11 protein-coding genes are annotated in these 12,006 nt (G+C 68.8%); 6 read left to right on the top strand and 5 right to left on the bottom strand.

Going from position 1 to position 12,006, the window contains the following annotated elements:
• Positions 1-4: 4 nt before the first annotated feature.
• Complete coding sequence (gene odhB / locus ACWPXE_RS19560) at positions 5-1,255, top strand: 2-oxoglutarate dehydrogenase complex dihydrolipoyllysine-residue succinyltransferase (protein ID WP_454019103.1); 1,251 nt, start codon at positions 5-7, stop codon at positions 1,253-1,255.
• Positions 1,256-1,394: 139 nt separating this feature from the next.
• Here odhB and ACWPXE_RS19555 read toward each other — a convergent pair whose 3' ends face one another.
• A complete protein-coding gene (locus tag ACWPXE_RS19555; protein ID WP_454019102.1) occupies positions 1,395-3,686 on the bottom strand; it encodes an ATP-binding protein in 2,292 nt (763 codons plus the stop codon).
• Between the two features lie 247 nt (positions 3,687-3,933).
• Here ACWPXE_RS19555 and ACWPXE_RS19550 point away from each other — a divergent pair, with 247 nt between their 5' ends.
• The 3 genes from ACWPXE_RS19550 (at position 3,934) to ACWPXE_RS19540 (ending at position 7,121) form a co-directional block, all read left to right on the top strand.
• On the top strand, positions 3,934-5,304 hold the full coding sequence (locus ACWPXE_RS19550; RefSeq protein ID WP_454019101.1) for a diguanylate cyclase: 1,371 nt from the start codon (positions 3,934-3,936) through the stop codon (positions 5,302-5,304).
• Between the two features lie 116 nt (positions 5,305-5,420).
• Positions 5,421-6,575, top strand: a complete 1,155-nt coding sequence (gene zapE / locus ACWPXE_RS19545; RefSeq protein WP_454019100.1) for a cell division protein ZapE — start codon at positions 5,421-5,423, stop codon at positions 6,573-6,575.
• A 132-nt stretch (positions 6,576-6,707) separates the two neighbouring features.
• Positions 6,708-7,121, top strand: coding sequence for a hypothetical protein (locus tag ACWPXE_RS19540; RefSeq protein WP_454019099.1), 414 nt, complete (start codon positions 6,708-6,710; stop codon positions 7,119-7,121).
• A gap of 24 nt (positions 7,122-7,145) precedes the next feature.
• Here ACWPXE_RS19540 and ACWPXE_RS19535 read toward each other — a convergent pair whose 3' ends face one another.
• Positions 7,146-7,724: an LOG family protein gene (locus tag ACWPXE_RS19535; RefSeq protein WP_454019098.1), complete on the bottom strand. Its 579-nt coding sequence runs from the start codon at positions 7,722-7,724 to the stop codon at positions 7,146-7,148.
• Between the two features lie 47 nt (positions 7,725-7,771).
• Positions 7,772-8,632 carry a pyridoxal kinase PdxY gene (pdxY, locus tag ACWPXE_RS19530; RefSeq protein ID WP_454019097.1) on the bottom strand — a complete coding sequence of 287 codons (861 nt, stop codon included), beginning with the start codon at positions 8,630-8,632 and terminating at the stop codon, positions 7,772-7,774.
• Between the two features lie 156 nt (positions 8,633-8,788).
• On the opposite strand from pdxY, the gene ACWPXE_RS19525 reads away from it, so the two are divergent.
• Positions 8,789-9,670, top strand: a complete 882-nt coding sequence (locus ACWPXE_RS19525) for an HpcH/HpaI aldolase/citrate lyase family protein (RefSeq protein ID WP_454019096.1) — start codon at positions 8,789-8,791, stop codon at positions 9,668-9,670.
• A gap of 30 nt (positions 9,671-9,700) precedes the next feature.
• Here the strand turns inward: ACWPXE_RS19525 and ACWPXE_RS19520 are convergent, their stop codons facing one another.
• Positions 9,701-10,219, bottom strand: a complete 519-nt coding sequence (locus ACWPXE_RS19520) for a hypothetical protein (RefSeq protein WP_454019095.1) — start codon at positions 10,217-10,219, stop codon at positions 9,701-9,703.
• A gap of 199 nt (positions 10,220-10,418) precedes the next feature.
• Between ACWPXE_RS19520 and ACWPXE_RS19515 the strand changes: the two genes are divergently transcribed.
• A complete protein-coding gene (locus tag ACWPXE_RS19515; RefSeq protein WP_079285003.1) occupies positions 10,419-10,739 on the top strand; it encodes a con-10 family general stress protein in 321 nt (106 codons plus the stop codon).
• Positions 10,740-10,844: 105 nt separating this feature from the next.
• Here ACWPXE_RS19515 and leuB read toward each other — a convergent pair whose 3' ends face one another.
• Positions 10,845-11,960 (bottom strand): 3-isopropylmalate dehydrogenase, encoded by a 1,116-nt coding sequence (leuB, locus tag ACWPXE_RS19510; RefSeq protein WP_145622841.1) that lies wholly within the window; start codon positions 11,958-11,960, stop codon positions 10,845-10,847.
• Positions 11,961-12,006: the final 46 nt, after the last annotated feature.

The following is a 12,006-nucleotide window of genomic DNA, read 5'->3' as shown; positions in this document are numbered from 1 at the left end:
ACTTATGGCTACCGAAATCAAGGTCCCCACCCTGGGCGAGTCCGTCTCCGAGGCGACCGTTGCCCGCTGGCTGAAGAAGGTCGGCGACGCGGTCGCCGCCGACGAGGCGCTGGTCGAGCTGGAGACCGACAAGGTCACGCTTGAGGTGAACGCCCCGTCCGCCGGCACGCTGGCGGAGATCGTCGCCGCCGACGGCGCCAACGTCGGCGTCGGCGCCCTGCTGGGTGTCCTCGGCGAGGCCGGCGCCGCCGTGGCCGCTCCGGCCGCGGCCGCCGCTCCCGCCACCGCCCCGGCCAAGACGGCCGCCCCGGCGGCGGCCCCGGCCCCGGCGGGCGCTGCCGCCCTGGCCGACGCCGGCCCGGCCGCCCGCAAGCTGGTCGCCGAGAAGGGCCTCGACGCCGCGCAGATCGCCGGCACGGGCAAGGACGGGCGCATCACCAAGGGCGACGTGATCGACCACACCGCCAAGCCGGCCGCGGCCCCCGCCGCCGCTCCGGCCGCCGCGCCGCAGAAGTACCAGTGGACCGCCGGCACCGCGGGCGACCGCCCGCGCGCCGCGCAGGAGGAGCGGGTCCGCATGACCCGTCTGCGCCAGCGCATCGCCGAGCGTCTGAAGGAAGCCCAGAACAGCGCCGCCATGCTGACCACCTTCAACGAGGTGGACATGACCAACGTCATGGCGCTGCGCAACGAGTACAAGGACTTCTTCGAGAAGCGCCACAAGGTGCGTCTCGGCTTCATGTCCTTCTTCGTGAAGGCGGCCATCCAGGCGCTGAAGGAAATCCCGGCGGTCAACGCCGAGATCGACGGCACCGACCTCGTCTACAAGAACTACTACGACATCGGCGTCGCCGTCGGCACGCCGCAGGGTCTGGTGGTTCCGATCGTCCGCGACGCCGACAAGCTCGGCTTCGCCCAGATCGAGGGCAAGATCGGCGAGCTGGGCAAGAAGGGCCGCGACGGCAAGCTGTCGATGGACGAGCTGACCGGCGGCACCTTCACCATCTCCAACGGCGGCGTCTACGGCTCGCTGATGTCCACCCCGATCATCAACCCGCCGCAGTCGGCCATCCTGGGCATGCACAAGACCCAGGAGCGCCCGGTCGTCGTGAACGGGAAGATCGAAATCCGCCCGATGATGTATCTGGCCCTGTCCTACGACCACCGCATCATCGACGGCAAGGAGGCGGTGACCTTCCTCGTCCGCATCAAGGAAAACATCGAGGACCCGCGGCGCCTGCTGCTGGACGTCTGATACGCACAAAGGGATTGCGGGGGGCACCGTCCTCCCGCACCCGACCGCCGGGGACGAAAATCCCCGGACCTCAAAAAAAGGCGCCTCGCGGCGCCTTTTTCTTTGCCGTCCGGGTGCCGAGCGCCTGCCTTCGCAGGCATCACACCAGCGCCGCCGCGATCCTTACGGCGGTGTCTTCCGGCTTCACCACCCGCTCGGCGGGCAGGCGCAGGGTCATGGTGGTCCCGGCGCCCAGCGTGCTGGCGCAGATCAGCGAACCGCCGTGCAGTTCCATGAAGTTCTTGGAGATCGACAGCCCCAGCCCGGTGCCCTCGAACTGGCGGCTGGCGGAGTTGTCGGCCTGCCGGAAGGGCTGGAACAGATGCTTCATGAACTCCTTGGGGATGCCGATCCCGGTGTCGGTCACCGACAGGGCCAGGGCGCCGTCCTCCTCGACGCGGGCGGCCAGGGTGACGCTGCCGCCTTCCGGCGTGAACTTCACCGCGTTGGACAGCAGGTTGAGTAGCACCTGCTTGAACGCGCGGCGGTCCACCCAGACGGTGGGAAGGCTACCGGACAGGCCGTTGCGCAGGTCCACCCCGCTGTCGGCGGCGCGGTCGCGGACCATGGTCAGGCATTGGGCCACCGCCTCGCAGGGGTCGATCACCTCCTCGGACAGCTCGTAGCGGCCCGCTTCGATCTTCGACATGTCGAGCACCGCGTTCACGATGTCCAGCAAATGCTTGCCGCTGTCGTGGATGTCCTTCGCGCAGGACTTCTGGCGTTCGTTCAGCTTGCCGAAGAACTCGCTGTCGAGGATTTCCGAGAAGCCGATGATGGCGTTCAGCGGCGTGCGCAGCTCGTGGCTCATGTTGGCCAGGAAGTCGGACTTGGCGCGATTGGCCATCTCCGCCTGGCTCTTGGAGGCGAGAAGTTCGGCCTCCTGCTGCCGGCGCTTGGTGACGTCGCGGATGACGCCGACGAAGACGCGCCGCGGCGCGCCATTCTCGTCCGGCCCCCCCTCCCCGTCGGGCCCACCCAGCCGCAGCGCGCTGACTGCCAGGTTGATCGGGAAGGTGCTGCCGTCGCGGCGCAGCGCCAGAACCTCGCGGTCGTTGCCGATGATGCGCGATCCGGCGTTCGGACGGTATTCGGCCATCGAGCGGTCGTGGCCGGCGCGGAAACCTTCCGGCAGCAGGATGTTGACGCTCTGCCCCACCACTTCCGCCTCGGCATAGCCGAACATGCGCTCCGCCGCGGGGTTGAAGGTCTCGATGATGCCGCGGGAGTCGATGGTGACCACCGCGTCCACCATGGATTCCAGGATGCCGCGGATGCGCCGGGAGGCGCGCTCCAGCCGGTTCTGGTCCTGCTCCCGCCGGGACTGCTGCCGCTCCACGTACCAGGTCAGCAGGGCGATCACCATGGACATGGCGAGGCCCATGGCGACCCACACCGCGCTGTCGCGCTTCCATTCGCCCAGCGCCTCGGCCTTCGGCAACGTCGCGGCGACGGTGAAGGGATAATCGGCGACGCGGCGGACGCTGGCGATGCTGGGGCGCCCGTCGGTGGGCAGCACGCTGTCCAGCGTCGCCGCGTCCCGTGTGCGCAGCGCGGTGTCGACCTCCGGCCAGTCGGCAAGGGTGGCGAGCCGTCGGCGGCCCTCGTCCCAGGGGCGGTGGATCAGCACCGTGCCATCGGCGAGCGCCAGGGTGACCGTGCCCTCCAGTCCCAGCCGCAGTCCTTCGAAGCCGGCCCCGAGCCGCAACGGGTTGATCATGGCGACGACAACCCCGGCGAAACTCCCGTCCGGGTGGGACCAGCGGCGGCTCATCGGAATGACGTAGGTGCCGGGGAAGGCCATGCTGGGAATCGGCGCGCCGACGTGAAGCCCGCCGTCCGAGGCACCCTCGTCCCGGTGGACCGCAAAATAGGGCCGGTTGGTCAGGTCGAAGGCCGGCGGGCTGCTGTCGGCGGAGTGGTGCAGGACGCGCCCCTGCTCGTCCACCACGATCAAGCCGGAGACCGGGCCGATGGCGTCGCGCCGGTTGCGCAGAAGGGCGTTCACCGACGGCGCCGCCACGGTGCGGGCCTGCGGGTGGGTGTCCAGGACGGTGACCAGATCGGACAGCAGCAGGTCCACGCTGAACACCGTGCGGACGGCCTGCTCCTCCAGGATGCGGGCGAGGTTCCGGGTCGAGCGCTCGGCCCCCTGGACGGCCTCGGCGTGGCGCTGCCAGACGCCGTAGGCGATCATCGCGTTCACCACGACGATGAAGGCCACGCCGGACGCCCTCATCAGGAAGCGCACCGACCCCAGAACCTCGAACAGCCGCTCCCCCAATCCGGAGGGGGCCAATCCGGAGGGGGCCAATCCGGAGGGGGCCAGTCCGGCGGACCCCATTCCAGAGGGCGGCAAGGTCGCGTCGCGAACCGGATTGCGGCTGGCCATGGCTGTGAACAACTCTCCGCACGCAGTACAACAAGGCCGTTGAGGGACCGCCCGCGTGGCATTGCCCAACGTAAGACGGTACCGCCCCCGGCCACCGCCAATCTCACGCGAAAACCATAATGGAAGTTTAACCTTAATGCATCAATGAACCCGATCAGCCGCACGAGCGATTGCCGCTTTGCCTGACGGTCTCCGGGCGTTAAGAATTCGGACGGGTTGGAGACGGTTGCGCAAAGGAACAGGGACGATGGACAGCCAGAAAGACCGCAAGGCCGCGATCCTCGCCGCCACGCTGTCGTCGCTGTGGACGGACACCGAACCCGCCGTGCGCGAGCGTGTGACCGCCATCGCGCTCGCCGACGCCGAGGCGATCTCGGGCGTCTTCTACGCGATCCTGCTGGACCGTCCGGACAGCAACACCTTCCTCAGCCATGCGCTGGTCCAGGAACGGCTGCGCCCCTCGCTGGCGCGCTGGATCGGCGCTCTGTTCACCGCCTCCAGCGACGCGGCCATCGCGGCGGTGCTGGAACAGAATTACCAGGTCGGGCTGATCCACGCCCGCATCAACATCCCGCTGACCCTGGTCAACGCCGGGATGCGGATCATCAAGAAGGAGCTGTCCGCCCGCCTGCTGGCCGCCGACCTCAGCCGCGCGCAGACCGCGTCCGCCATCCTGTTCGTCGGCGAATTGCTGGACACCGTGCTGGACAACATGCACGAGGCCTATCTGGGCGACCTGCTGGGCAACGTCCGCCACCAGCAATCCCTGAAGATGTTCATGAGCGGCCCCAATCTGGCGCTGGAGGGCGAGCGGCTGAAATCGTCGCTGTTCGATTGGCTGCGCAACACGGTGGTGTCCTTCTACGCGCATGAGGACAGCAACCACGCTAGCCCGCCGCCCATCGAATCCTCCGATTTCGGCCTGTGGCTGAACCACAAGGCGGAGCTGACCTTCGGCCGCGTCACCGAATTGGACCTCATCCGCGAGCGCACCAACCGCATCAGCGCCAAGGTGACCGCCGCGGTGGAGGGCGGCTGGATCACCCCCGCCTTCGTGAAGGAGTTGAACAACGACGTCACGGAGATCGCCTACGTCCTCGGCACCATCATCGAGAAGGCGATGGAGATCGAAAGCGGGCGCGACCCGCTGACCCGCCTGCTGACGCGGCGCTTCATGCCGGCGATCTTCCAGCGCGAGGTTGCCATCAGCCTGCGCCACGGCAAGCCCTTCGCCGTGCTGCTGATGGACGCCGACCATTTCAAGACGATCAACGACACGCTGGGCCATCAGGCGGGCGACTCCGTCCTGTCGGACATTGCGGAACTGCTGCACACCCACGTCCGTGCCGGCGATTTCGTCTTCCGCTATGGTGGGGAGGAGTTCCTCATCCTGCTGACCGAGATGGACGAGGCGGCGCTGCGCGTGAAGGCCGACCAACTGCGCCGAACGGTCGAGGAGCACCGTTTTCACGGTGCCGGGAACGGGCTGCGGGTCACCGCCTCGATCGGAGCGGCCCTGCACGAGGGGCACCCGGATTACGAACACACCGTCCGCCGGGCCGACGCCGCCCTCTACGAGGCCAAGCGCCAGGGACGCAACCGCGTGGTGATCGTATGAATGGTGATCGTATGAATGGTGATCGCCTGAGCGCATCTGTATCCCGGCATCGGGCGTTGCCCCGCGGGGATGCATCGGCTACGTAAGACCTTTCCCTGCCGAGACCCGCGAATTCCATGTCTGACGGACCGCTTTCGCTCTACCGGGCCCGCCGCGGCACCGGAACGCTGCGCCCCGACCCCGACCAGGAACTGGCCGCCGAGAAGCTCCAGAGCCTCCACAAGGCGCTGAAGGGCTACAGCCCACAGCCGGCCGGGAAGGCCGGCGGAGCGAAGGCTGGCTGGCTGGAGCGGTTCGGGCTGGGCCGCCCGCGCTCCGAACCGGCTGAGGCGCCGCAGGGCCTCTACATGTACGGCGGCGTCGGGCGCGGCAAGTCGATGCTGATGGACCTGTTCTTCGACACCGCTCCGGTGGAGAAGAAGCGCCGCGTCCATTTCCACGAGTTCATGCTGGAGGTGCACGAGCGCATCCACCAGCACCGCCAGTCGGGCAAGAGCAAGGGCAAGGACGCCGACGACGCCCTGCCCGAACTGGCCCGCGCGCTGGCCGACGAGGCGTGGCTGCTCTGCTTCGACGAGTTCCACGTCACCAACGTCGTGGACGCGATGATCCTGGGCCGGCTGTTCACCAGCCTGTTCGACCTCGGCGTGGTGGTGGTCGCGACCTCCAACTGGCCGCCGGACATGCTCTACAAGGACGGGCTGCAGCGTGAGCTGTTCCTGCCCTTCATCGCGCTGCTCAAGGATAAGCTCGACGTCCTTGCGCTGGAGGGTCCCACCGACTACCGGCTGGACCGGCTCCAGGGCAAGCCCGTCTATTTCTGGCCGCTCGGCCCGGAGAGCGACGCCAAAATTCGCCAGACCTTCGAGACGCTGACCGACGGCGCCCGGGGCGAACCGACCCATCTGTCGGTCCAGGGCCGGAAGGTGGAGATCGCCTGCGCCGCCAAATGCGTCGCGCTGGTGGATTTCTGGAGCCTGTGCGGCAAGCCGCTGGGCGCCGCCGACTACATCGCCATCGCGACGCACTTCCACACCGTGCTGATCCACGGGGTGCCGACGATGAAGGACGAGCTGCGCAACGAGGCCAAGCGCTTCATGACGCTGATCGACGCGCTCTACGAGCACAAGGTCAACCTCGTGGTCGCCGCCGAAGGCCCGCCGGAGCGGCTGTACCCCGAGGGCACCCACGCCTTCGAGTTCGAACGCACGGTCAGCCGCCTGATGGAGATGCAGAGCGAAGACTACCTGCGCCAGCAGCACCTGACCTGAGGGGCCGGGGCGCCGCGCCCCGCCCGTGTTACCACGGGGATGCCGCCCTACTCCCGTTTCGCGCCGAAGATATGCGGGCGCCCGACGTTGTATTGCTGAACGTCGGTCCAATGGTGAGGGAGAGGGCGAAGCATGCCTTGGCGGTCGCGGTGCGGTGCACTGACGCTGGCGCTTTTTCTGACGGCACCGATCCATTCCGCCCCCGCCGCCGCGGCGGGCAGCGTCGATTGCTGGCTGCTCGATGGGGACGCGCTGACCCGGGCGCGCGAGGGCGGCTTGTGCAAGGACGCCTTTTCCCGCAATTCGCAGACCGGGGCGGCGCCGGTCGTCACGGTGACCGCAGCCCCCCTGCCCGCCCGCAAGCCCGACCCGCCCCCGAAGAAGCGGGTCGTCACCGTCCAGCGCAAGGCGAAGGCGCAGCCGGACTCCCAGGCGGCGGCCATCGTCCGGCCCGCGGGCCGGAGCGGAGCGGTCGCCGAGGTGGATTTCGGCACCCAGTTCAAGCGCGACTGGAACGCCCTGATGAAGAAGCTGCTTGAGCCGTAAGGCCCAAGCCAAGTCAGGTGCGGGTCAGGTGCGGGCCTCGTCCAGCCACTTCCGCACCGCCGGCGCCTCATAGGCGGCGAAAGCGTCCAGGATGCCCGGCGCGGTGTCGCGGACGATCAGCATGTCGCGGTGCTTGGGCTGCATGAAGCGCTCCCCCGCCACATGGTCGAGGAATCCGGCCAGCCCGTCGTAGAAACCGGAGGCGTTGAGCAGGCCACAGGGCTTGTCGTGGCGGCCGAGTTGCGCCCAGGTCCACACCTCGAACAGCTCCTCCAGCGTGCCGATGCCGCCGGGCAGCGCGATGAAGCCGTCCGACAGCTCGGCCATCAGGGCCTTGCGTTCGTGCATGGTGGCGACGATCCGCAACTCCTGAAGACCCTGGTGACCGACCTCCTTGTCCATCAGGAATTGCGGGATGATGCCGGTGACCGTGCCGCCCGCCGCCAGGACCGAGTCGGCGATCCGCCCCATCAGGCCGGTCCGCCCGCCGCCGTAGACGAGGCCGATGCCACGCTCCGCCATGTGGCGGCCAAGCTGCTCCGCGGCCTCGCCATAGGCCGGGTTGGTGCCGGGGTTGGACCCGGCATAGACGCAAATCCGCATGTCGTTCCTCTGTTCGCGCCGTCCGTGGGCGCGTGATCGTAAGGGGCTTACCGGACGCGGGTGGCCGTGAAGCGCTGGCCAGGGTTCACGAACTCGTCCTGCGCCGCGATCAGTTGCAGCTCCCGCGTGCCCATCCGGCGGGTGGTCTGGAAGATGGCGTAGATCGCCGCCGCCGCCTGCTCCAGCGCCTCGGCCGGATCGAAGGCCTTCAGGTAATGGGCCAGGAACAGGGCGGCCACCGCGTCGCCCGACCCGTTGGGCGGCGGGTCCAGCGGCAGGCGCGGGGTGGAGACCAGCCACGCGCCGTCCCGGTCGTCGGCCAGCATCTCGATGTGACCGGGGTCGGCGTCCTTGCGGGTCAGGCTGGTCACCAGGACCAGCCGCGGCCCGCGCTCCCGCAAGGCGGCGGTGGCGGCCAGCGCGTCGTCCAGCGTCTCCACCGTCCGGCCGGTCAGATACTCCAGCTCGAACTGGTTGGGGGTCAACAGGTCGGCGGCGGGGACGGCGTGGTCGCGGATGAAGTCCGGCAGGCCGGGGCGCACGAAGAAGCCGCGCCCGACGTCGCCCATCACCGGGTCGCAGGCGTAGACGGCGCGCGGGTTGGCGGCCTTCAGCCGGGCCGCCGTCTCGACGATCACCTGTCCCAGCCCGACGTCGCCCATGTAGCCGGAGAGCAGGGCGTCGCAGGTGGGCAGGACGCCGCGCGCGGCGACGCCATCCATCAGGTCGGCCACATGCTCCGCCGTGAAGACCTGTCCGGTCCATTCGCCGTAGCCGGTGTGGTTGGAGAACTGCACCGTGTTCACCGCGATGGCGTCGCAGCCCAGCCGTTGCAGCGGGAACACCGCGGCGCGGTTGCCGACATAGCCGTAAGCGACGTGGGACTGGATCGAAATGACGGTCTTCATGGGCGGACGATCCGAAAGGTTGGGCGCGCATCCTAAACCGTCCGCACCACACGCTGGAGATGTTTCCATGCAGACCAGCCCTACGCACCGCATGGACAGCCCGCGCTCCTGCGGCTAATCCTGCGGCAACGACACAAGACCGCTTGAGGGAATGCCATGGCCGCCACCGCCCGCCCGCGCCGCAGCGTGCTCTACATGCCCGGCTCCAACGCCCGCGCCCTGGAGAAGGGGCGCAGCCTGCCCGCCGACGGGCTGATCCTCGACCTGGAGGACGCCGTCGCCCCCGACGCCAAGGCGGAGGCCCGCGCCACCATCAGGGCGTCCATCGCCGCGGGCGGCTATGGCGGGCGGGAACTGGTGGTCCGCACCAACGGGCTGAACACGCCCTGGGGCTACGACGACCTCGTGATGGCGGCCGCCAGCGGCGCCGACGCGGTGCTGCTGCCGAAGGTGGAGAGCCCCGACATGGTCCGGCAGGCCGAGGCGGTGCTGCGCGCCAACGGCTCGCCCGACGGGCAGACCATCTGGTGCATGATGGAGACGCCGCTGGGCATGCTCAACGCGAAGGAGATCGCCGGGGCCAGCCCGAAGCTGGGCGGGCTGGTGATGGGCACCTCCGACCTCGCCAAGGATCTGCACGCGGCGCACACGCGTGACCGGCTGCCGATGCTGACCAGCCTGGGCCTTTGCCTGCTGGCGGCGCGGGCTTACGGCCTCGCTATCCTCGATGGGGTGCATCTCGACCTGAACGACGATACGGGCTTCGCCGAGTCCTGCACCCAGGGGCGGGAGCTTGGCTTCGACGGCAAGACGCTGATCCACCCCAAGACCATCGCCGCCTGCAACGCCGCCTTCGCTCCCGGCGCGGAGGAAGTCACCCAGGCCCACCGCATCATCCAGGCCCACGCCGAGGCCGTCGCCCAGGGCAAGGGAGTGGTGCTGGTGGATGGGCGGCTCGTGGAGAATCTGCACGTCGAGAACGCCCGGCGCCTCGTCGCTCTGGCCGAGGCGATCCGGGCGCTGGAGGCGGCGGGCTGACGCCCACCGCCCCTCTCATGAACTGAGCGCTCAGGAATCGCGGCGCGCCTGGGCGTCCTTGACGAACTGCGACACCCGCCCGATCTCGCGCGGGTCGGTTTCGACCGTCCGGCGTCCGCTGGGGATCGGGCGCATGCCCTTGCGGGGGGTGCGTCCGGGGGACGGATGCTGGGGCTCCGCGTCCTTCCTGCGCTTCAGGGCGTCCTGAAGGTTGGCCTGGATGATCTCCCGCCGCCGCTCGGCACGGAACCGCTCCAGCCGCCCGTTCACCCGCTTCAGCGCCCGCGCGTAGACCTGTTTCTTGGCGGACAGGCCGCGCTCGCTGGCGTCGGCCGATTGCTGGCCGGTGCCGCTGGCCTTGCCCCGCCGCCCGCGGCGGCGCGAGGCGATGATGTCGCGCGCCCGGTCGCGCTCCCCACGCAGCCAGCGGGCGAGCGTCAGGGTCTCATCGGGCGGCAAGCCCTCCAGCTCCGGGTAATGGCTCCTGCGGACCTGCTCGAATTCCTTTTCGGACAACAGCCGCCGTTCGGCCGTGAATTCGACTCCCATCGTTGAACCTCCCTGCTTCGTGGTCCCGCTTCGGCTTACCCCCGTCCGCTCAACCGATCGGGCGGCGAAGCGTTCCCGGATGCAGTCCGATGGATCCTGCTGCCACTTAGGGGTGCCGAAGGAATCGGAATCACGACCTCCCCGGAACCAAGTCGCCCCCCATCGGTTTTCCGACATGTGGCAGAGGTGGAGGTTGAAGATGGCCTCGAAAGACAACGGCCAAGACGAAGTCCAATCCGGGAGCGGTCGCACATCGAACCGCGGCTTCGCGTCGATGGACCGTGACCGGCAACGCCAGATCGCCAGCAAGGGCGGGGAAAGCGTGCCAGCCGACAAGCGCAGCTTCTCCAAGAACCCGGAACTCGCCGCGGAGGCGGGGCGGAAGGGGGGCCGGAGCGTACCGGCGTCCTCCCGCAGCTTCTCCAAAAACCCGTCCCTGGCCGCCGAAGCCGGGCGGAAGGGCGGGCAGGCGAGTCATGGCGGACGCGGGGCCGCCCTGCGTCCGGGCGAAGGCGACTGACGGTACCAACGAAAAAGCCCCTCTCCGGAACCGGAGAGGGGCTTTCTTTTCATCGTCCGCCGGTCGGCGTCCTCCGGCCCGTCGGACCGGGGCCGCCGCAACCGGTCAGGAGGCCAGCTTGTCCAGCTCGCGCAGGATCGAGTCGCCCATGACGGTCGTGGAGCAGCGGGCCATGCCCGGCGCCATGATGTCCGCCGTGCGCATGCCGCCCGACAGCACGTTCTGCACGGCCTTCTCCAGCATCTTCGCCTCCTCGTCCATGTTGAACGAGTAGCGCAGGCACATGGCGAAGGACAGCAGAGTCGCGCAGGGGTTGGCGAGGTCGCGGCCGGCGATGTCCGGGGCGGAGCCGTGCACCGGCTCGTAGAGCGCCTTGCGCTGGCCGTTGGCGTCCGGGGCGCCGAGCGAGGCCGACGGCAGCATGCCGAGCGAGCCGGTCATCATCGCCGCTTCGTCCGACAGGATGTCGCCGAACAGGTTGTCGGTGACGATCACGTCGAACTGCTTCGGGTTCTTCAGAAGCTGCATGGCGCCGTTGTCGGCGTACATGTGCTCCAGCGTGACGTCGGAGAATTCCTCCTGATGGAGCTTCGTGACTTCCTGGCGCCACAGGAGGCCCGACTCCATCACGTTGGCCTTCTCCATCGAGTGGAGCTTGTTGCCGCGCTTGCGCGCCAGCTCGAAGGCGACGCGGGCGACGCGGCGGATCTCGCTGGTCGTGTAGACCTGGGTGTTGACGCCGCGGCGCTCGCCGTTGCCGATGTCGGTGATGCCGCGCGGCTCACCGAAATAGACGCCGCCGGTCAGCTCGCGGACGATCAGGATGTCCAGGCCCCGGATGACGTCGGCCTTCAGGGTCGAGGCGTCGACCAGGGCGTCGAACACCACCGCCGGGCGCAGGTTGGCGAACAGGTTCAGCTCCTTGCGGAGCGTCAGCAGGCCGGCTTCCGGACGCTTGGTGTAGTCGGTGGGGTTGTCCCACTTCGGGCCGCCGACGGCGCCCAGCATCACCGCGTCCGCCGCCAGCGCGTCGGCCAGCGTCTCATCCTTCAGGGGAACGCCGTAGGCATCGATGGCCGCACCGCCGACCAGCCCCTCGGTGACGTCGAAGGTGACGTTGCGCTTGCGGTCGAGCCAGTCGATGACCCGGCGCACCTGGCGCATGACCTCCGGACCGATCCCGTCGCCGGGCAAAAACAGAAGCTTCTTGTTGGCGGGCATGGCGCACGCACTCCCCATTGGAGACTTTATCAGTGTTGTCTAATCC

Source organism: Azospirillum sp. Marseille-Q6669, assembly GCF_965111635.1.
The sequence above is the reverse complement of the archived record's forward strand: the minus strand, read 5'-3'. Positions and strand labels throughout refer to the sequence as shown.